Source organism: Micromonospora sp. SCSIO 07396, from assembly GCF_053667945.1.
This window is the reverse complement of the sequence record NZ_CM132210.1, coordinates 493,494-514,797: the sequence shown is the minus strand read 5'-3', so window position 1 is coordinate 514,797 and position 21,304 is coordinate 493,494. Positions and strand designations below refer to the sequence as shown.

14 protein-coding genes and 1 pseudogene are annotated in these 21,304 nt (G+C 72.5%); 8 read left to right on the top strand and 7 right to left on the bottom strand.

The genetic code is table 11. The features are described from left to right. Positions 1–3: 3 nt before the first annotated feature. The 4 genes from ACWCHM_RS02355 to ACWCHM_RS02340 are packed head-to-tail and all read right to left on the bottom strand — an operon-like array spanning position 4 to position 3,727. Entirely contained in the window at positions 4–606 is a 603-nt protein-coding gene (locus ACWCHM_RS02355; protein WP_204958038.1) for a GTP-binding protein, read from the bottom strand. Beyond that, on the bottom strand, positions 587–976 hold the full coding sequence (locus ACWCHM_RS02350) for a DUF742 domain-containing protein (RefSeq protein WP_145921423.1): 390 nt from the start codon (positions 974–976) through the stop codon (positions 587–589). Before ACWCHM_RS02350 ends, ACWCHM_RS02355 begins: the two co-directional genes overlap by 20 nt. After that, positions 966–1,385, bottom strand: a complete 420-nt coding sequence (locus tag ACWCHM_RS02345; protein ID WP_145921424.1) for a roadblock/LC7 domain-containing protein — start codon at positions 1,383–1,385, stop codon at positions 966–968. Before ACWCHM_RS02345 ends, ACWCHM_RS02350 begins: the two co-directional genes overlap by 11 nt. Next, on the bottom strand, positions 1,385–3,727 hold the full coding sequence (locus tag ACWCHM_RS02340; protein WP_454221384.1) for a sensor histidine kinase: 2,343 nt from the start codon (positions 3,725–3,727) through the stop codon (positions 1,385–1,387). Before ACWCHM_RS02340 ends, ACWCHM_RS02345 begins: the two co-directional genes overlap by 1 nt. A gap of 410 nt (positions 3,728–4,137) precedes the next feature. Here ACWCHM_RS02340 and ACWCHM_RS02335 point away from each other — a divergent pair, with 410 nt between their 5' ends. The 5 genes from ACWCHM_RS02335 (at position 4,138) to ACWCHM_RS02315 (ending at position 8,314) form a co-directional block, all read left to right on the top strand. Continuing rightward, on the top strand, positions 4,138–4,731 hold the full coding sequence (locus tag ACWCHM_RS02335; protein WP_204958036.1) for a hypothetical protein: 594 nt from the start codon (positions 4,138–4,140) through the stop codon (positions 4,729–4,731). 12 nt (positions 4,732–4,743) lie between these two features. Next, positions 4,744–5,652: a hypothetical protein gene (locus tag ACWCHM_RS02330; protein WP_454221383.1), complete on the top strand. Its 909-nt coding sequence runs from the start codon at positions 4,744–4,746 to the stop codon at positions 5,650–5,652. Positions 5,653–5,851: 199 nt separating this feature from the next. Further along, positions 5,852–7,510, top strand: a complete 1,659-nt coding sequence (locus ACWCHM_RS02325; RefSeq protein ID WP_421490223.1) for a sodium:solute symporter family protein — start codon at positions 5,852–5,854, stop codon at positions 7,508–7,510. Positions 7,511–7,562: 52 nt separating this feature from the next. Next, positions 7,563–7,868 (top strand): hypothetical protein, encoded by a 306-nt coding sequence (locus ACWCHM_RS02320; protein ID WP_454221382.1) that lies wholly within the window; start codon positions 7,563–7,565, stop codon positions 7,866–7,868. 71 nt (positions 7,869–7,939) lie between these two features. After that, on the top strand, positions 7,940–8,314 hold the full coding sequence (locus ACWCHM_RS02315; protein WP_421490222.1) for a hypothetical protein: 375 nt from the start codon (positions 7,940–7,942) through the stop codon (positions 8,312–8,314). Positions 8,315–8,434: 120 nt separating this feature from the next. Here the strand turns inward: ACWCHM_RS02315 and ACWCHM_RS02310 are convergent, their stop codons facing one another. After that, the gene (locus ACWCHM_RS02310; protein ID WP_454221381.1) at positions 8,435–10,237 is read right to left on the bottom strand and encodes a glycoside hydrolase family 6 protein; all 1,803 of its coding nucleotides are present in this window, start codon (positions 10,235–10,237) and stop codon (positions 8,435–8,437) included. Between the two features lie 546 nt (positions 10,238–10,783). Here ACWCHM_RS02310 and ACWCHM_RS02305 point away from each other — a divergent pair. Next, positions 10,784–11,884, top strand: coding sequence for a hypothetical protein (locus tag ACWCHM_RS02305; protein WP_454221380.1), 1,101 nt, complete (start codon positions 10,784–10,786; stop codon positions 11,882–11,884). Next, positions 11,871–12,608 carry a class F sortase gene (locus tag ACWCHM_RS02300; RefSeq protein ID WP_454221379.1) on the top strand — a complete coding sequence of 246 codons (738 nt, stop codon included), beginning with the start codon at positions 11,871–11,873 and terminating at the stop codon, positions 12,606–12,608. Before ACWCHM_RS02305 ends, ACWCHM_RS02300 begins: the two co-directional genes overlap by 14 nt. Before the next feature lie 73 nt (positions 12,609–12,681). Here the strand turns inward: ACWCHM_RS02300 and ACWCHM_RS02295 are convergent, their stop codons facing one another. Next, entirely contained in the window at positions 12,682–17,748 is a 5,067-nt protein-coding gene (locus ACWCHM_RS02295) for an NAD-glutamate dehydrogenase (RefSeq protein ID WP_454221378.1), read from the bottom strand. Between the two features lie 363 nt (positions 17,749–18,111). Between ACWCHM_RS02295 and ACWCHM_RS02290 the strand changes: the two genes are divergently transcribed. Next, entirely contained in the window at positions 18,112–20,073 is a 1,962-nt protein-coding gene (locus tag ACWCHM_RS02290) for a penicillin-binding transpeptidase domain-containing protein (RefSeq protein WP_454221377.1), read from the top strand. A gap of 232 nt (positions 20,074–20,305) precedes the next feature. On the opposite strand, the pseudogene ACWCHM_RS02285 reads toward ACWCHM_RS02290, so the two are convergent. Next, positions 20,306–21,241, bottom strand: a pseudogene (locus tag ACWCHM_RS02285) (arginase family protein); the annotation flags it as partial. Between the last annotated feature and the right edge of the window lie 63 nt (positions 21,242–21,304).

Here is a 21,304-nt window from a genome sequence, read left to right as displayed (position 1 = left end):
CGGTCAGCCCACCGGGACCGGTTCGCCGCGCTGCCGGGCCACGTGCTCGACCAGCGAGATCAGCACCAGTTTGCCGGACTGCCGGTCCCGGGCGTCGCAGAGCATCACCGGCACCTCCGGCTCGATGTCCAACGCCTGCCGCACCGCGTCCACGCCGAACCGGCGGGTGTCCTCGAAACAGTTGACCCCCACCACGAACGGGATGCCGCGCTGCTCGAAGTAGTCGATCGACGGGAAGCAGTCGGCCAACCGACGGGTGTCGGCCAGCACCACCGCGCCGAGCGCGCCGAAGGCCAACTCGTCCCACAGGAACCAGAACCGGTCCTGCCCGGGGGTGCCGAACAGGTAGACCTGGAGATCGTCGGTGATGGTGATCCGGCCGAAGTCCATCGCCACCGTGGTGGTCGACTTGCCCTCCACCCCGGACAGGTCGTCGGTGCCGATCCCGGCGTCGGTCAGCACCTCCTCGGTCTGCAACGGCCGGACCTCACTGAGCGCGCTCACCAGCGTCGTCTTGCCGGCACCGAAGCCACCGGCAATGAGGATCTTGAGAGCCAGCGGCAGCCGGTCCGCTGAGGAGTCGCGATCAGAGCGCACGTAGTCCACTGACCACCGCCTTGAGAATGTCGTCGTCGGGAAGGCCGGCGGCGGCCGGCGGTTCGTGCACGGTGACCAGCCCACGGGCGAGCAGGTCACCGAGGAGGACCTGGACCACCCCGAGGGCGAGATCCAGGTCGGCGGCGAGATCCACCACCGCCACCGGCTGCCTGGCGCACTCCACCAGCCGCCGGTGCTCGGGTTGCAGCCCCGGCTGGCCGTACGGGTCGACGCCCGCCGCGGCCAGCACGAACGCCACCAGGTCGAAGCCGCCGACGGCGGGCCGCACCCGGCCACCGGTCAGGGTGTACGGGCGTACCACCGGGCCGGCCGCGCCGTCCAGCCACTCGTGCTGGTGACCCGGCTGCTCAGCCCGCATCGGCGAGCCCCGCCGCCCGCGCCGGGGCGGTCAGGTTCTCGCCGACCCGGACGACCAGCATCGCCATCTCGTAGGCCACCAGGCCGATGTCGGCGTCCGCCGCACAGGCCACCGCCAGGCAGGCGCCCTGCCCGGCAGCGGTCACGAAGAGGTACGCCTCCTCCATCTCCACCACCGTCTGCCGGACGCCACCGGCGGCCAACTGCCGGCTGGCCCCCTTGGCCAGGCTGGAGAAGCCCGAGGCCAGCGCGCAGAGGTGTTCGGCGTCGGCCCGGTCCAGCCCGGCGGAGGCACCGAGCAGCAGACCGTCGGCGGAGAGGACCACGGCCTGCTGGGCCGCCGGCACCCGCTCCACCAGTTCGTCGAGCAACCAGCCGAGATCGGCGTTCTGCCGTGTCGTGTGCACCACTAGGCGTCCCTCTCAGTCGCGGTCGGATCGGGCGTCGGCACCGGGCCGGCCGACGACGGGGATGCCCCGGCGTCGGACCGCCCCGGGTCGCCGCCCGCGGTCGGGGCGGGTCGGGCCGGCGGGACCGGGTGGACGCCGCTGCTGTCCAGCCGTCCCCGGGTGGTGCCGGCCTGTAGGGCCGACATCTGCCGCCGTACCTCCTCGGGGGAGCGGGTGGTGGTCGGGTCGGGGCCGACCGGCGGGCGCGGCGGACGGGCCACCGGGCCCCGGCGGCGGACCCGGCGGGGCAGGCCGTCGCCATCGACGGCGGCCTCCACCGACGAGGTACGGGCCGGGGCGAACGGCAGCACCGTCTGGTCCGGTCGCTCCCGGGTGGTCCGGGTGGTCCGCGGTCGGGGCAGGGTGGTCAGCCGGGTCACCGACGCGGCCGGACGGTCCCGGGTCGGCGGGGCGATCGGCGGCTCCTCGGTGATCAGATCGGCCGGCAGGCGCACCAGTGCGGTGAGCCCGACCGGCGTCCCGGTCCGCAGGGTGACCTGGACGCCGTGCCGGGCGGCCAGCCGCGAGACCACGAACAGGCCGAGCCGGGCGCTGTCGGCCGGGTCGAACTCGGGCGGGGTGGCCAGCCGCCGGTTGGCGTCCTCCACCGCCTGCGGCGTCATCCCGAGCCCGTGGTCGGTGATCTCGACGAGGTAGCCGTCGACGACCGGCGCCCCGGTCACCTCGACCCGACGCTCGGGCGGGGAGAAGGCGGTCGCGTTCTCGATCAGCTCGGCGAGCAGGTGGATGACGTCGGCGACGGCCCGGCCGAGCAGCCCGGCCGGCCCGACCCGGCCGATGTCCACCCGGTCGTACGCCTCGACCTCGGAGATCGCGCCGCGCAGCACGTCCAGCAGGGCGACCGGCTGCCGCCAGCCCCGGCCCGGTGCCGCCCCCGCCAGGATGACCAGGTCCTCGGCGTGCCGGCGCAGCCGGGTCGCCAGGTGGTCGACGCGGAACAGCTCGGCCAGCTCGTCCGGGTCCTCGGCGCGACGTTCCATCCGGTCGAGCACGGCGAGCTGCCGGTGCACCAGACCCTGACTGCGCCGGGCGAGGTTGAGGAAGACCTCGTTCAGCCCCCGCCGCAGCGTCACCTCGTCGATCGCCGACCGCACCGCCACCCGGCTCACCTCGGTGAACGCCCGGCCGACGTCACCGATCTCGTCCGCACCGTAGGACAGCGGCGGGGCCTCCCTGGCGACGTCGACCTGTTCGCCCCGGCGCAGCCGGGCCACCACGTCGGGCAGCCGGTGCCCGGCCAGCTCCAGCGCGGCGTTGCGCACGGCGGACAACCGGCGGGCCAGCGTCCGACCGACCCGGATGGCGACCAGCAGCGACACCCCGATCGCGACGAGGCCCAGCACCCCGGCGACGCCGAGGCGCAGCAGGATCGTGACGGCGACCGGTACGGACCGTTCGGCCAGCCCGTCGGCCTGGCTGAGTTCGAAGTCACGCAGCTCCTGCTGGACGGCCGCCTGGCTGGCCTGCCAGGCCGCCGGGTCGATCGGCGGGAGGCCGGACGGCCCGGCGCTGAGCAGCTGCTCCTGCATGGTGCGGAGCCGGACGAACGCCTCCCCCTCCACCAGCCGCTGGTAGGCGGCCCGGTCGGCGGCCGGCAGGTCGGCCACCGCCGACTCGGCGAGGAACCGTTCGTTGGCGATGGTCTGCACCAACCGCAGGTGCTCGCCCTCGGTGAACCGGCCGGCGACGAACGCCCCGGCGAGCATCGCGTCGGTCTGGCCGAGCAGTTCGCGGGAGCGGCCGACCGCGGTCAGGGCGAGTGCCTGCCGGTTCAACTCGGCGTCGGGCAGCGCCGCCGTCGCGGCGAACGCCTGGAAGGCCGAGGAGATCATGCCGCTGTACAGGCCGATGGCACCGGCCCGGTCGACCTGCCGGCGGTCGATGAACCCCCGACCGGCCGGCAACGCCTCCAGGGCGGCGCCGAGCGCGTCGAGCCGGGCGTTGAGCAGGTCACCGGCGGCGTCCCGCAGTGCGTCGCCGGCCATCATCCGACGCAGCTCGACGATCGCCTCGTCGGTGCGTCGCCGCTGGTCGGCGAGGGCGGGCAGGGTGCCGGTGCCGGCCAGTTGGATCACCGAGGCCCGCCGCTCCCGTTGCAGCTCGGCCACCACCCGCTCGCCGGGGCGGCCGAAGTCCGACAGCAGGGTCCGGGCGGCGAGCAGGTCGAGTGCCGGCCCGAAGGTCAACGTGGTGGCGAAGATCCATAGCGCCAGGAGGGCGGCCACCGGGGTGACGACCAGGGCGGTCAGCTTGGCGCGGATCGGCCAGTCGCGGGTGTCCATGAGTCCTCGCCCGGGCGGGAGTGTCGGCGGTGTCGCCGGCACCGACCGGGCGGTTCCGGCATCGATGCCGGGCACCGGCACGGCACCTCGGGCAGGATACGTAATCCTGACGCTCAGCACTACCGTGCGTCTCCCGGCGTCACCGCTGCGTCGCTGCCCCGCCCCGCCCCGGCCGGCCGGCACCTGACCTGGCCGCACCCGGGTTGATCAGGCATTGGCGGGGGCCCGCACCGACCCCGGGCCGGCCTGCGGACCGATGGAAAAATGTGACCGGATTTCCACCTGATCGGCCCCGGACGCACGTCGTGGCCCCTTCGTCCCGGTCGGGATCGGCGTGGGCGGAGGAAATTCGCCGGATCGGGATTGGTGATCAGTGCGGGGAGGGAATACCGCAGGGCGAAGGAGGAGCCATGTCGCCCACGCAGATAGTCCTACTGGTTCTCGCCGTACTGGTGGTGGCGGCGCTGGTCGCCGTGGCCGTGGTGGCCAACCGCCGACGCGCCCTGCGGTCCCGGTTCGGCCCGGAGTACGACCGGGTGGTCGCGGAGCAGGACAGCCGCAGCGCCGCCGAGCGGGAGCTGCGCGAGCGGGAGCGCCGCCACGCGGAGCTGACGCTCACCCCGCTCGGCCCGACCGAGCGGGCTCGGTACGCCGCCGCCTGGGAGGAACTCCAGGTCCGCTTCGTCGACGCGCCGGCCGAGGCCGTCGGGGACGCTGACGAACTGGTCAGCCGCCTGATCGCCGACCGGGGCTACCCGACCGGGGAGTTCGCCGAGCAGGCCGCGCACCTGTCCGTGGAGCACGCCCGCACCCTGACCCACTACCGGGAGGCGCACGAGATCCGGCTGCGCAACGAGCGTGGCGAGGCCGGCACCGAGGATCTCCGGCAGGCCGTCGTCCACTACCGCGCCCTCGTCGCCGACCTGCTCGGCGAGGAGCCGGTCGGGCAGCGCCTCCCGCAGCAGCAGCACCCGGACAGCCCGCAGGACGCCACCACCCGCTGAGGAGACACCGCCATGCGCCAGGACGAGCAGCAGTTGCCCACCGACCACTCCGAGGTCGTCCGGTCCACCCCGGTGGCGGTACCGCCGCCGGACGCGGTGGACGCCGAGCCCGTCGGCCGGCACGGCACGGCCCGCGACGACCGGGACCGCGACGGCGTCGACGACCGGGACGCCATCGACCACGACGACGACGGCATCGACGGCGACGGTTTCGACGACCGGGACGGCTTCGACAACCACGACGGCTTCGACGGCCCACGGGCCGACGACGGGTCGCCCCGTGCCCGCCCGTACCCCCGTGACGACGCCGACCTGGCGACCGACCGGGAGACGCCGGCCGGCACCGACCCGGACGGGGACCGGCGGCCGGAGTTCCACGAGCCCGCGCCGCTGCCCACCACCTTCGGGGCGGCCAGCGTGGGCGACGCGGTGGCCGCGTCGGCGCTGGCCGGTGGCCGGCCGCAGGACGAGCGGGACGCCCGGGACGAGGACCTCGCCGTGCCCGGTGACGGTGCGCCTGGGCGGACCGAACCGTTCGACGACGAGCGGGCCGACCCGACCGCGGCGGACCGGATCCACGACCGGGACCACCACTCGACCGGGACCGCCGGGGCGGACGCCGACAGGTCGACGGACGCGAACGTGCCCAGCGACGCGGCGACGCTGTTCGAGGCGGACGCCGCGCAGGGCTTCCGGGACCGTTGGCGTGACGTGCAGCTCCGGTTCGTCGACGACCCCCGGGGCGCGGCCGGCGAGGCGCAGTCGCTCGTCGAGGAGGCGATCACGGCCCTCGCCGAGGCGCTCGCCGCGCAGAAGGAGAAGCTGGGCGGCTGGCAGGGTGCCGACGAGGCCGACACCGAGCAGCTCCGGGTGGCCGTCCGGCGGTACCGCGACTTCCTGGACCGCGTGCTGGGCCGCTGAACCGCCGCGCGGACGGCCCGCCGGCTCCGGACCGGACCACCCACCACCCACCTGTGTCGACGCCCCGGCCGGGCCACTCCCGGTCGGGGCGTCGACGGTTCGCCCACCGATCCGACCCGGACCTCTGGCATGAAAACCCGCACGAGGGGTAATAGCGCGCCCGGCGAGCGCCGACGGCGCATCGGAAGGGTGGCGGACGATGGACGGTGCCGGGCTCAGACTGAACATGAACGTGCTGGATTACGGAATCCTCGCGCTCTACTTCGTCACCGTGCTCGGGGTCGGTTTCGCCGCCCGCCGGGCGATCCGCACCAGCGTCGACTTCTTCCTCTCCGGGCGTTCACTGCCCGCCTGGGTGACCGGCTTGGCCTTCGTCTCGGCCAACCTGGGCGCCCTGGAGATCATCGGGATGGCCGCCAACGGCGCGCAGTACGGCATCATGACCGTCCACTACTACTGGATCGGCGCCGTACCGGCGATGATCTTCCTGGGCATCGTGATGATGCCGTTCTACTACGGCTCCCGGGTGCGCAGCGTCCCGGAGTACCTGCGGCTGCGGTTCAACCGCCCGACCCACCTGTTGAACGCGATCAGCTTCGCGGTCGCCCAGGTGCTGATCGCCGGGGTCAACCTGTACGCGCTGGCGCTGATCATGCAGGCGCTGCTCGGCTGGCCGCTCTGGCTGGCGATCGTCGTCGGTGCGGCGATCGTGCTGGCCTACATCACCGTCGGCGGGCTCTCCGGCGCGATCTACAACGAGGTGCTCCAGTTCTTCGTCATCATCGCCGGGCTGGTGCCGATCACCGTCATCGGCCTGGTGAAGGTCGGCGGCTGGTCCGGCCTGATGGACTCGGTGCGCGACTCCAAGCTCGGCGAGGCCGGGCTGCACGCCTGGGAGGGCACCGGCAGCACCGCCAACCCGCTCGGCGCGCACTGGCTGGGCATCGTGTTCGGGCTCGGGTTCGTGCTCTCCTTCGGCTACTGGACCACCAACTTCGCCGAGGTGCAGCGGGCGCTGTCGGCCAAGAACATGAGCGCCGCCCGGCGTACGCCGATCATCGCCGCGTACCCGAAGCTGGTCATCCCGGTGGTGACCGTGATCCCCGGTCTGATCGCGCTGGTCACCGTCAAGGGACTGGGGGCCGAGTCCGGTGACCTGGTCTACAACAACGCGATTCCGCTGCTGATGCGCGACCTGCTGCCCAACGGGGTGCTCGGGATCGCGGTCACCGGCCTGGTCGCCTCGTTCATGGCCGGCATGGCGGCCAACGTCAGCGGCTTCAACACCGTCTTCACCTACGACATCTGGCAGGCGTACGTCCGCAGGGAACGCTCCGACGAGTACTACATCCGGATCGGGCGGATCGCCACCGTGGGCGGGGTGGTGGTGGGCATCGGCACCGCGTTCATCGCCGCCGGGTTCAGCAACATCATGAACTACATCCAGGCGCTGTTCTCCCTGTTCAACGCCCCACTGTTCGCCACCTTCATCATCGGCATGTTCTGGAAGCGGATGAGCGCGCTGGCCGGTTTCTGGTCGCTGCTGGCGGGCACCCTGGCCGCGCTGGCGACCTACCTGCTCTACAAGGCCGGCGTGGTGGACTTCAACTCCGACCTGGAGGAGAGCTTCTGGGGCGCGGGCATCGCCTTCGTCACGGTCGCCGTGGTCGCCGCGGTGGTCACCCCGCTGACCCGTCCCAAGCGGGCCGAGGAGTTGCAGGGTCTGGTCTACGGGATGGGTGGGATCGACCTGAAGGGCGACGTGCTCGCCGGGGACCAGGTCTGGTGGCGGTCGCCGGTGCTGCTGGGCGCGATCGCGCTGGTGCTGGCCGTGCTCTTCTACATCCCGGTCTTCTGAGGCTACATCCCGGTCTTCTGAGCCCGGTCCGTCACGAGAGGGAGGCGCAGGCGTGGACCAGCACAGCGAACGCGCGAACGACCCGCAGGTCGCCGAGACCGAGAACGAACGCAAGCGGTCCGCCGCCGCCCGGCTGTTCGACATCCGCCGGGTCATCGGTGGTATCTTCGTGGTGTACGGGGTGATCGTCGGCCTGGTCGGTCTCTTCGACTCGGCTGCCGAGATCGACAAGGCGCAGGGCGTCCGGATCAACCTGTGGGCCGGGCTGGCGATGCTGGCCTTCGGGCTGTTCATGCTGGCCTGGCAGTGGCTGCGCCCGGTGGTGCCGCCCACCACCGAGGAGGCCCGGGAGGTCTGATCCGCCCGGCATGGGGTCGCCCGGACGGGGTACCCGGGCGCGGGAAGCGTCTGGGACAGGAGGGCGGCACCATGACCGACCGTGACCCGAACCGACCGTTGGAGGAGCGCCCGGAGGTGGCCGCCGCGGTGGACGACGATTCCACCGTGCCGCGGTTCTCCCGGGGCGGCGCCGGTCCGGCCGATCCGGCTTTCGTCGCGCCGGGTGACCAGTCCGGTGGTGCGACCGAGGAGCTGATCGGTGACCCGTACGCCGCCGGCACCGGGGCCACCGGAACCGGCACCGGGGCCGGTGGGGACAACATCCGCACCGGGGCGGAGCAGCCCTGGGAACCGGAGGACCTGGTCATGGCGCGCGGGCAGGACCTGACCCCGGAGAACCTGGAGCGGGCCCGGCGTGACCTGGCCGAGATGGGTCGGGCCGCGGTGGAACGTACCGTCCCCTGAGGCCGGCGCGACAGCGGCCCGGCACACGGGTGGGCCCCCGGCCCGACCTCTCGGTCGGACCGGGGGCCCGGGTGCGCCCGCCGCGTCAGTGCCTCACTCCAGCCGCGGCGGGCTGGTTCGTCAGAGCGCCGGGTAGGCGTTCTTCATGAGCTCCTGGAACTGCGCGGAGAACCAGGCGCCGGAGATCGGAGCGTTGGGCAGCGCGCCGCTCATGCTGTTGCCGTTGCGGGCGTTACCGGTGTAGGTCGGGTCGCACATCCGGTCGAAGCCCTTGCCCTCGTTGTTCGGGATGAGGGAGCTGGAGCCGTCGGACTCACCCGGGGGCTTCACCCAGACGTAGGCGTCGATGCCCGGCTCGGGGTTGGCCTTCGGCCGCTCGCCGAGACCCGCACCGGCCTGGTTGCACCAGTTGCCGGCGTGGAACCGACGGTCGACACGGCCACCGTTGACGTAGGTGTCGACGCTGGTCGTCGCGCCCGGGCCGGTGGGCCGGGCGGTGCCGCCCCAGCCGTTACGGGAGGTGTCGATCAGCATGCCGATGTTGCTGTTGAAGCCGACCGAGATCAGCTTGGTGCGGAACGCCTGGGCGAACGACAGCTCGTCGACGTAGTAGTTCCAGTCGATCCACTTGGACTGGCGGACGGTCTGGCCGTTCACCGTGTCGGTGATCTTGACGTACGGCTCCTTCAGGGCGGAGTAGTTCGCCGTGTTGGTGATGAAGCCGTGCACGTTGTTCACGGTGCTGCCGGAGGCGACCGCGGCGGTCTTCAGGATGTCGGCGGTCGGGCCGAAGTTGGTGTCCCAACCCAGCCAGCCGTGGTGACCGGCGTCGATGTAGTTGTAGACGTTGCCGATCGGGCCCAGCTTGGCCAGGGCGTAGCCGACGCCGTTGACGTACGCGCCGTTGGCCTTCACCACGTCACACTGCACCGTGCCACCGGCGTTGCCGGAGGTGTTGGTGACCAGGTTCGGCAGCGAGTCGATCTCGATGATGTTGATGATCCGCAGGCTGGCGTACTTGGCCTGGCTCTGGATCGCGGCGATCGGGTCGATGTACTCCGACTTGTAGCGCGGCAGTTCGTCGGCGGCCAGCTCACCGTTGGAGGCGAGCGCCGAGCAGTCCCGGCCGGGCAGGTTGTAGATCACGAACTGGATGTAGCCGGCACCCTGGGCGAGGGCGGCGTCCAGGTGGTCCTTGACGCCCATCGCGCCGTTGGAGCTGCTGTCCGGCGTGCCGTTGATCGCGGCGATCCGGTCCAGCCAGACGGCGGTCGGGTTGTTGGAGACCCGGCTGCCACCGGCCTCGGCGTCCGCCTTGGCCTTCCACTCCGGGTTCACGTAGCCCTTGACCCCGGCGTAGGGGTTGTCCACCTTCTGCCCCGGCGGGGGCGTGGTGGGCGGAGGCGTCGTGGGCGGCGGGGTGGTGGGCGGCGGGGTGGTCGGCGGAGGCGTGGTGGGCGGCGGGGTGGTGGTCGGCGGCGGGGTGGTGGGCGTGACGCCACCGCAGACCACCCCGTTCAGGGTGAACGAGGTCGGCTTGGGGTTGCTGCCGCTCCACGAGCCGTTGAACCCGAGGGTGGTGCTGCCGCCGCGACCCAGCGAGCCGTTGTAGGACTCGTTGGTGGCGGTCACGTTCTGGCCGCTCTGCGACCACTTGGCCGACCAGCCCTGGGTCACCCGCTGGCTGCTGTTGGGGAAGGTGAAGCCGAGGGTCCAGTTGCTGATCGGGTCACCCACGTTGCGGATGGTGACGTTGGCGGTGAAGCCACCGGACCAGTCGTTGGTGGTGTAGTCGATGCTGCACTGGGTGGCGGCCTGCGCCGCGGTGACCGGGATGGTCACCAGCCCGCCCGCGACCAGCACGCTCGCCCCGGTGAGGGCGAACGCCCGGCGTCGGGCGGACAGACTTCTCCACAGATTCATGCCTTTTGCACTCCTTGGGCGAGACCGGCACCACGAGGGGACCGGCAAGTGGCGCGTGAGCGTCCTGGGGTACGGACGACCCCGGCGCCAACGGGACATCTCGGGGGGTGCCCGACCCGGGGGACGGGCGTGGTGGTGGTGAGCTTCACCGGCCCGCACGGACCGGTCGGCGGCGACGTCGTCCGGTGCACCGGTTGCCCTCGACCCCTGCCGTGCGCGGTGTGGCTCCCCGAACCGCGTGCAGCGATTCTTGCATGGGAGCGCTTCCATGGCAATGGCTCGATACTTCGCGGCAACCTGGCCGCAACGCCCGGATCGGCATCCGGGCCGCTACGAGCCTATCTCCGCCCAGCTCGGCCGCGAGCGCCCCGACCGCGCAGCCGGGCGGTAATCCCGACACAAGCGGCCCAGGGGCCTTATGGGTCGCATCATCGGTAAAGCCGAAAACACGAATCTTTCCCCGAATAAGTCGTGAAACCGTCTAACGTCGGTCATAGCTCGACTGTCGTCGGGCTCAGGACAACAGGGGATGGAGTGACGCAGGTCATGGCTAACAAGATGCTCGGGAAGGTTGTCGCGGGTGCCGCTCTCGGTGGCGCGTCCCTTCTGGTGTTCACGCCGGGGATCGCGTTCGCGGACGGTCACCACGACGGCGAGAGCCGGGACGGCAAGGTCTTCGCCAAGCCGCACGTCGTCAAGCCCGGCGAAGAGGTCAAGCTCATCGAGATCTGCCCGGAGGCGCAGGAACACGCCTTCGTCTGGTCCAAGGTCACCGGCAAGGTCAAACTCAGGCCCGCCGACGGCCGCGGCGAGGAACACGGCGGCTGGAAGGACGACGAGGGCCGGGACGAGGACCACGGCAAGGGCGAGGACCACGGCAAGGGCGAAGAGGGCAAGGGCGAAGGCCACGGCAAGCCCGACGAGGGCAAGGGCCCCGACGACAACGGCCCCAAGCCGCAGCCCCCGGCCGAGGGCGGCCAGCCTCCGGCGGACGGCGGTCAGCCCCCGGCGGGCGGCCAGGGCGGTGGCTTCATGGCCGCCGACCAGGGCCCGGACCACGGCGGCAAGCCCGACGAAGGCAAGGGCGAGGAACACGGCAAGCCCGACGAAGGCAAGGGCGACGAGCACGGCAAGCCCGACGAAGGCAAGGGCGACGAGCACGGCAAGCCCGACGAAGGCAAGGGCGACGAGCACGGCAAGCCCGACGAAGGCAAGGGCGACGAGCACGGCAAGCCCGACGAAGGCAAGGGCGAGGAACACGGCAAGCCCGGCGAGGAGTCCGGCGAGCACGGCTGGGACGAGGAGTCCGACGAGGGCGACTGGCAGGGCCACGAGGGCTACGGCCAGGAGGACGAGTACGGCTACGGCAAGGACGAGGGCGGCTGGGAGCACAAGCGGGACTTCGTCTACTACGGCGAGGCCAAGGTCTCCTGGGACGCCCGTCCGGGCCGGTACGAGCTGAACGGCTCGTGCGGCGAGGGCGAACTGGTCGTCCTGCCGAAGGGTCACGTCGACGGCGGTGACGGTGGGATGACCACCACCGACGCCGACCGGGGCATGGTCGCCGGCGGGGCCGGCATGATCGGCGCAGCCGCTCTCGGCGGCATCGTGCTGATGCGTCGGCGTCGGGCCGATGAGCTCGGCTGACCCGACGGCGACACGGGCCGGCGGCCGTCACGGGAGACCGTGGCGCGCCGCCGGCGCGGCCGTCGTCGTCCTCCTCGCCATGGCCGGCTCCGGCCTGATCGGCGCGTCGATCCGGACCACGCCCCCGCCCCGTCCACCGCAGCCGGCGGCCCAGGCCGCGCCGCACACCACCCCGACGGACGCCCCGGCCGGGGACACCGGGCCGGTCGACGACCCGGACGCGCAGGTCCCCGCCGACGCGAGCGTGCCGCCGGGCCCCGCCCCGCTGCCCCGCTCCGCCCCCACCACGATCCTGATTCCCAGGATCGGGGTCGACGCGGGGATCATGCCGCTGGGCACCAACCCGGACGGCACGGTCCAGGTGCCCCCGCTGGACCAGGCCCAGCAGGCCGGCTGGTACGAGCCGGGGGTCAGCCCCGGCGAGACCGGCAACGCGGTGATCGTCGGGCACGTCGACTCGGCGCAACTCGGGCCGGCGGTCTTCTTCCAGCTCGGCTCGCTCCTGCCCGGCGACACCGTCGCGGTGGCGCGGGCCGACGGCAGCACCGCCACGTTCACCGTCGACGAGGTGCGGTCGTACCCGAAGACGCAGTTCCCCACCGACCTGGTGTACGGCCCGAACGACCGTCCCGGGCTGCGGGTGGTGACCTGCGGCGGCCAGTTCGACCAGGCCGCCGGCAGCTACCAGGACAACGTGATCGTCTTCGCCACGCTGACGTCCTGAGCCGGCCCGCGACCGGCCACCACACGATCGCGCCCGTGCCGGGGGTCCCGGCACGGGCGCGATCGGCGTACGGTCAGGCGGCGGCGGACGTCCGCACCAGGGTACGGATCTGCCGTAGCAGCACCGACAGCGAGGCGAGGTCCGCCCGCGACTCGTCGAACTCCCCCATCGCCCGGTGCGCCCGGTGGATCGAGGTGGCGTTCGACTGCTCCCACTGGAGCACCCGCTCCTGCGGCGGCAGGTCACCCGGGGTGGAGTCGAGCACCTCCCCGGTGAGCGCGGCCAGCGCGGCGTACAGGTCGTAGCGCAGCGCCATCCGGGCCAACGTCTGCCAGCGGTCCTCGCGCGGCAGCAGGGAGATCTTCGACAGCAGCGAGTCCACCCGGAACCGGTCGGAGAGCACGAAGTAGACCGAGGCCACCTCGCCGACGTCGCGGCCACTGGTCCGCGCCGTCTCCACCACGTCCAGCAGACCGAAGCTGTACATCAGCCGGGTCGCCCGCCCGGCCAGCTCGGCCGGCAGCCCCCGGGCGGTCATCGCGTCGACGTGCGCCTGCAACGACTCCCGCTCGCTGCCGTGGAACCGGTCCTGGAGGTCGGGAAGCAACCGGGCCACCCCGTCGCGGAGCCGCTCGATCTCGGCGGGCACGTCGATCGGCGAGCGCCGGTTGGTCACCAGCCACCGGACGGCCCGGTCGAGCAGCCGGCGGGTGTCCAGGTAGACGCTGGTCTGCAACTCCGGCGGGACCCGGTTGTCCAGCGCCTCGACCGCGTCCCACAGCTCGCGCAGCCCGAAGACCTCCCGGACCACCACGTACGCCCGGATCACGTCGGCCGCCGACGCGGCCGTCTCCTCGACGACCCGGAACACGAACGAGATGCCGCCCCGGTTGATCGCCTCGTTGACCAGGACCGTGGTGACGATGTCCCGGCGCAGCCGGTGCTGGGCCATCCGGTCGGCGAACCGTTCGCGCATCGGCGTCGGGAAGTAGTTGACCAGGACGTCGGTCGTCCACTCCTCGTCCGCGAGCCCCTCGGCCAGGATCTCCCGCTCCAGCACGATCTTGACGTACGCGAGGAGCACCGCGAACTCCGGCGCGGTCAGCCCGGACTCGGTGCGTACCGCCAGCTCCTCGTCCGGGGGCAGCGCCTCCAGCGCCCGGTCGAGCTGGCCGGCCCGCTCCAGTTCGCTGATCATCCGGCGGTGCACCGGCAGCAGCGAGGCGGCCTGGGCCTGCGAGTTGTTGATCGCCCGTGCCTGGTCGTAGTTGTCCCGCAGCACCAGTTCGGCGACCTCGTCGGTCATCTGGGCGAGCAGTTCGTCGCGGGCGGGCACGTCCAGCGCGCCGTCGGCGACCGCCGTGTTGAGCAGGATCTTGATGTTCACCTCGTGGTCGGAGCAGTCCACCCCGGCCGCGTTGTCGATGAAGTCGGTGTAGATCCGGCCGCCGGTGGACGCGTACTCGATCCGGCCGAGCTGGGTGCAGCCCAGGTTGCCGCCCTCGCCGACGACCCGGCAGCGCAGGTTCTTGCCGTCCACCCGGATCGCGTCGTTGGACTTGTCGCCCACCTCGGCGTTGGTCTGGCTGGACGCCTTCACGTAGGTGCCGATGCCGCCGTTCCAGAACAGGTCCACCGGTGCGGTGAGGATCGCCTTCATCAGCTCCGCCGGGCTGAGCTGGGTGACGTCGTCGTCCAGGCCGATGGCCGCCCGCACCTGCGGGGTGATCGGGATCGACTTGGCCCCGCGCGGGAAGATCCCGCCACCTTCGGAGATCAGCTTCGGGTCGTAGTCCTCCCACGACGACCGGGGGAGGTCGAACAGGCGCTTGCGCTCCTGGAACGACGTCGCGGCGTCCGGGTCCGGGTCGAGGAAGATGTGCCGGTGGTCGAACGCGGCCACCAGCCGGATGTGCTCGGAGAGCAGCATCCCGTTGCCGAACACGTCGCCCGACATGTCGCCGACGCCGACCACGGTGAAGTCGGCCGTCTGGGTGTCGTGGCCCAGCTCGCGGAAGTGCCGCTTGACCGACTCCCAGGCGCCCCGGGCGGTGATGCCCATCTTCTTGTGGTCGTAGCCGGCGGAGCCGCCGGAGGCGAACGCGTCGCCCAGCCAGAAGCCCTGCGCCGCCGAGATCTGGTTGGCGATGTCGGAGAACGTGGCGGTGCCCTTGTCCGCCGCCACCACCAGGTACGGGTCGTCGGGGTCGTGCCGCACCACGTCGGTCGGCGGCACGATGTCACCGGAGACGATGTTGTCGGTGACGTCGAGCATCGCGCCGACGAACTCCTGGTAGCAGGCGACCGCCTCGTCCCGGTCCCCCGGCTTCTGCTTGAGCACGAAGCCGCCCTTGGCACCGACCGGCACGATCACCGCGTTCTTCACCATCTGCGCCTTGACCAGGCCGAGCACCTCGGTCCGGAAGTCCTCCCGCCGGTCGGACCAGCGCAGCCCGCCCCGGGCCACCGGCCCGTAGCGCAGGTGCACGCCCTCGAACCGGGGCGAGTACACGAAGATCTCGAACTTGGGCCGGGGCGCCGGCAGGTCCGGGATGGCCTGCGGGTCCAGCTTGAACGCCACGTACGGCTTGGGCCGCCCGTCGGCGCGCTTCTGGTAGAAACTGGTCCGCAGGGTGGCCTGGATCAGCGTCAGGTAGGCGCGCAGGATGCGGTCCTGGTCGAGGCTGGCCACGTCGTCCAGGGCGACGCCGATCGCGTCGACCAGCTCGGCGCTGCGTTCCCGGCGCTGCTCCGCCTCGCGCCCGTCCGGGGCGAACCGCACCTCGAACAGTTCCACCAGCAGCGCCGCGATCCGCGGGTAGGCGATGAAGGTCTGCTCCATGTACTCCTGGGAGAAGACCGCCCCGGTCTGCCGCAGGTACTTCGCGTACGCCCGCAGCACCACCACCTGCCGCCAGGTCAGGCCACCGCGCAGGACCAGCTCGTTGAAACCGTCCACCTCGGCCTCGCCCCGCCAGGCGGCGGCGAAGGCGTTCTCCACGTGCGGGCGCACCTCGGCCAGCTCCTGGTGCCCCTCGGGCAGGCGCAGCCCGAAGTCGTACAGGAAGACCCGGCCGTCGATCCGGTCCACCTCGTACGGGTGCTCGTCGACCACCCGGACGCCCAGCGAGTGCAGCACCGGCAGCACGGCGGAGAGCATCATCGGCTCGCCGTACCGGTAGACCTTGAACCGGACGTCCATCGCCTCGTCGGCCGGCTGCCCGGCCCGGGACGCCCACTGCTTGCGGAACAGGTGCATCTCCAGCTGGCCGGGCTCCTCCAGCAGCTCCAGCTTGGCCAGGTCCTTCATCGCCTCGTACGGCGTGTGGGTGTCCTTGTAGCCCTCCGGGAACGCGTCGGCGTACCTGGTGAACAGGCGCTTGGACTGCTCGTCGCCGAGCTTGCGTTCCAGCACCAGCCGGTAGTCGTCGTCCCAGAGCCGGGTGGCGTCGGCCAGCTCCTCGGCGAGCAGGTCGGCGTCGATCTCGCCGGGCGGCCGGTTGGGGTCGGTGCGGACGATGAAGTGCACCCGGGCCAGCATCGACTCGGTGACCCGGGTGGTGTAGTCCACCCCGACCCCGTTCAGCTCCCGCAGCAGGATGTCCTGCATGCGCAGCCGGTTCTGGGTGGTGAACCGGTCCCGGGGCAGATAGATCAGGCAGGAGATGAACCGCCCGTACGCGTCGCGGCGCAGGAACACCCGCAGCTGCCGGCGGCCGGCCATCCGCAGCACGCCGACCACCGCGTGGTACAGGTCGTCGGTCTTGATCTGGAACAGCTCGTCGCGCGGGTAGGTCTCCAGGATCTGGAGCAGGTCCTTGCCGGAGTGGCTGCGCTGGCTCAACCCGGAGCGGTCCAACACCTCGGCCACCTTGCGGCGGACCACCGGCAGCTCCCGCACGCTGGTCCGGTACGCCGCGGTGGAGAACAGGCCGAGGAACCGCCGTTCGCCGACCACCGCACCGGAGGAGTCGAAGATCTTGAAGCCGATGTAGTCCAGGTAGGCCGAACGGTGCACGGTGGCCCGCGAGTTGGCCTTGGTGATGATCAGCAGCCGCTTCTCCATCACCTTCTCGTGCGCCTCCGGCGTCATCGACGACAGCGCCCGCGCCTCGGGCGAGTCCGACCGCAGGATGCCCAGCCCGGTGCCGAGCACCGCCTCCAACGCCGGGCCGCCCTGCCCACCGGAGTCGACCAGCCGGTACTCCCGGTAACCGAGGAAGGTGAAGTGGTCGTGGGCCAGCCAGCGCAGCAGCTCCACCGAGTCGGTGATGTCCTTCTCCGGCACCGGCGGGCGGTCGTCCGCCGTCCGGGCCGAGGCCAGTTCGTCGGCGAGCGCCAGGGCCCGCTGGCGCATCTTCGGCCAGTCCTCGACGGCTTCCCGCACGTCGGTGAGCACCCGCTGCAACTCGCGGCGCAACTGGTCCCGCTGGTCGGCGTCGCGGACCGGATCGATCTCGATCCGCATCCAGCTCTCCACCAGGTCGCCGGCGATCGCGTCGTCCGGCTCCACGTCGGCGGAGACCTCGGTCAGCCGGCCCAGCGGCTCCCGCCGGACCACCACCAGCGGGTGGACCAGCAGGTGTACGTCGAGGTGGTGGGCGTTGAGCAGGGCGGTCACCGAGTCGACCAGGAACGGCATGTCGTCGGTGACGATCTCGACGACGGTGTGGTGCTGGTCGGCGTCGGGGGGCAGGATACGCAGCTTCAGCTCGCCCGGCACCCGCTGCTGGGCGAGGTCCCGGTGGGCCCGCGCGGCGTCGAGCATCTCCTCGGCGGTGAACCCGATCAGCTCCTCGTCCGGCGCGAACCGCCAGAACCGGCCCACCAGGGTCGCCGCGTCGTGGTCGTCACCGGCCAGCGCCACCGCCTGCGCCACCAGGCGTTCCGCGTTGGGCACCGGCTCGTCGAGTTCGGCGTCCTCCACGTCCTCGCCGAGCGCCTCCACCGGAAGGCCCAGGTCGTAGAGGGTGTCGATGCTCGAACCGGTCATCCCGGTCACGCCGGTGTCGAGTCGGCCGTAGCCGTCCCCGTCGATCGGCGGGCTGTCCCCGTCGGTCGCCGAATCGAAGCTGTCGTCCCGGCCGGTGTCGCTCTGCCGGAGGTCGGGTACCGGTTTGATCGCCGGACGCCGGTCCATCGGTGCCACTCCCCTCGACGACCCACCGCGTTGTGGGTCACTCTGCCGCCCCACCATAGGCCCTGCCGCTTCGTGCCTCGGTCGGTGGACCAGGGGTGGGACGTCCCGGTTCGAGACTCTGGCCTGGCATCCGTGGCAGATGCCCGATCGGCCGGGTGCCGAGTACCCCGCCTCGGGATGTTCATCACACCTGTGGGTCCACCACTTCGGGCCGCCCGCCGGGGCCGACCCGCTGTGGTCACGGCGGTCGGTCCACGCCCGCGTACGGCCTGGCCGGGCGGCCCCGACGACCGCGCGGGGCGGTACGGGCGGCGACGGCGTACTAGCGTGCAGGGCAGCCCGCCGTCCGGAAGGTGCAGCTCCATGCCCCTGTCGTACCCCTACCGCCACCCCGGCACGCCCCTGCGACGGGGACTCGCGGCCCTGGCCGCCACCGTGCTGGCGGCCGGCGCCCTCGTCGGCTGCTCCACCGACGACGGGCTGGCGGGCAGCGTGGACGCGTTCCTCACCGGCTGGCGCTCCGGCAATCTGGACAAGGTGGGCTTCGTCGACCCGACCGGGACGAGAGTGCCCGCCGGCACCGTCGTCGAGGAACTCAAGGCCCTCTCCGGCGACCTCGCCGCCACCCCACCCGCCCTGCGGCGCGTCGGGGAGGCAGAGGTCACCAAGAACCTCGCCACCACCACGGTCGACATCCGGTGGACGCTGCCGGGCGGGGCGGACTGGGCCTACCAGCGGCCGGTCCGGTTGCGGCAGAACGCCGGCGACGACCGGTGGCAGGTGATCTGGGAACCGCAGGTGCTGCACGAGCAACTGACCAGGGGCGACCGGTTGACGCTGCGGCGGACCGCCGCGCCCCGGGCCGGGCTGCTCGACGGCGCGGGACAGCCGATCGTGACGCCCCGGCCGGTCGTCCGGATCGGACTGCAACCCGGCGAGATCCCGGACGTCGCGGCGCTGGTGGGGCGGCTCGACGCGGCATTCCGGGCGGTCCGGCCGCCGATCAGCCCCCCGGTCGACCTGGCCGACCTGCCGCAGCGGCTCCGCGACGCCGATCCGGACGCGTTCGTCGAGGTGGTGACGTTGCGGGACGAGGCCTACCGGCAGATCCGTTCCCGGATCTACGACCTGCCGGGGACGAAGTTCCGGGCCGAGAAGCTCGACCTGGCGCCGACCAGGGAGTTCGCCCGCGCCCTGCTCGGCACGGTCGACCCGGCACAGGCCGACGACCTCGCCGCCCACCCCGACCGGTACACCAAGGGCGACCTGGTCGGCCACGGCGGCCTCCAGGGCCGCTACGACGAGCGGCTGCGCGGCACCCCCGGCACCACCGTGGAGATCCGCCGGCCCACCCCCGAGGGTGGCAGCACCGTCGTCACCGAGGCGTTCCGGCACGAGCCGGGCCCCGGCCAGCCGGTCCGCACCAGCCTCGACGTGGCCACCCAGAACGCCGCCGACGGTGCGTTGCGGGGCGAGAAGCGACGCTCGGCCCTGGTGGCGGTGCGGGTCAGCGACGGCGCGGTGCTCGCCGCCGCCAACGGCCCCGGGGCGGCCGGGGAGAACCTGGCCTTCACCGCCCAGGTGCCGCCGGGCTCCACGTTCAAGACGGTCAGCGCCCTGGCCCTGCTGGACAAGGGGGCGGTCACCCCGCAGACCATCATCGACTGTCCCAGGACCAGCGTGGTGGACGGCCGCGCGTTCAAGAACTCCGACGACTTCGTACTGGGCAAGGTGCCGTTCCGCACCGACTTCGCGAAGTCCTGCAACACCGCGTTCGTCGCGCTGGCCCCGCAACTCGGCCCGGACGGGCTGGCCGCCACCGGTCGTACCCTCGGCTTGGAGGGCTCGTGGGACCTCGGCGCGGACGTCTTCACCGGCAAGGTCTCCACCGGCGGCGGGCCGACCGAGCAGGCCGCCGCCGCGATCGGCCAGGGCACCACCGTGGTCAGCCCGCTGGCCATGGCGGGAGTGACCGCCGCCGTCGCCCGGGGCCGCTTCGAGCAGCCGAAACTGGTGCTCGACCCGGCCCCTGCCGCGCCCGCCGCGGCCGGTCCGCCGCTGCGGGCCGAGTCGGTGGCGGCGCTGAAGACGATGATGCGCGAGGTGGTCACCGCCGGGACCGCCAAGGCGTTGGCCGACGTGCCGGGTGGCCAGGTGTACGGCAAGACCGGCACCGCCGAGTACGACGACGACCCGGCGCACACCCATGCCTGGTTCGTCGGATGGCGTGGCGACGTCGCGTTCGCCGTCTTCGTCGAGCAGGGCGGATCGAGTACGGCCAGCGCCGTCCCGATCGCCGAACGCTTCCTCCGCGCCCTCCGCTGACGCCCCTCCCCCACCCGCCCTCCGGTCTCGGCGTCCGGTCTCCGGTCTCGGCGTTCGGCCCTTGCGCCCGGTCTCGCGCTCGACGGGGGCGACGTAGCGGTATCCCGGGACCACGCCACATCGGCCCCGTTGCGGGGTCAGGCGGGCCGGGGCACGGTCAGGCGACCGGTTCCTCGGCGCGGCCCGGTGCGTCGACCGGGTCGGGCCCGGCATGGTGCGGCTGGGGTGGCAGCAGCCGGGGCGCGACGGCGTCCGGGGCCACGACCGGGGCCAGCCCGGCGACGACCGTGTTGACGATCTCGGCGGCGTACGCGCCATCCGGGTCGTAGTCGGGGTCGAAGACGGTCAGCTCGACGCCCAGGCAGTGCGGGGTGTCCACCAGCCCGGCGAGCAGGATCTCCAGCTCGGCGAAGGCGATCCCGCCCGGGTCGGGGGCGTCCACGGCCGGCATCACCGCCGGGTCGAGCACGTCCACGTCGATGTGCACCCAGTAGCCGGCGCAGTCGGCCAGCTGCTCGTGCGCCCACTGGGCGCTGCGGGCGGCCCCCTCGGCGCGCAGGGCCGGCACCGGCCGGGTGATGATCCCGGCGGCCTGGAGGTCGAGCCGGTACTCGTCCTGCGCCCGGATGCCGAGCACCACCACGTCGATGTCCCGGAAGTACGGTCGACGCCCCTCGATCGCGGCCAGGTCGGCCTGCCCGCGCCCGGTCACCAGGGCGAGGTCCTCGCCGGCCGCCGCACCGACGTAGGAGGCGTTGCCGGGGTGCCGGAAGTCGGAGTGGCCGTCGACGAAGACCAGCCCGATCCGCCCGCCGACCGCCTCGCCGAGCCGGTGCATGGCCAGCGCCGAGCCGAGCAGCACCGAACAGTCCCCGCCGAGGACCAGGGGGAACTCACCCCGGTCGATGATCGCGCCGATCCGGTCGGCCAGCGCCGTCGAGTAGCCGGAGATCTCCCGGGCGTGACAGACCCCGTCGCCGGGCCGCCAGTCGCCCGGGTCGTACCGGGGGGCGGTGAGGCAGCCGGCGTCGCGGGCCCCGAGCCGGGCGAGCAGGCCGTGGTCCCGTAGCGCCCCGGGGGCCTTGCCGCAGCCGGGGACGGAGGTGGCGGTGGGTGGGCGCAGACCCAGGTTGGTCGGCGCGTCGAGGACGGCGATTCGGCGCATCACAGGCTCCCGTCCTCGATGGTCGGCGGGCCGGCCGGGTGGCCGGCCCGCGCGGTGATGTCAGGG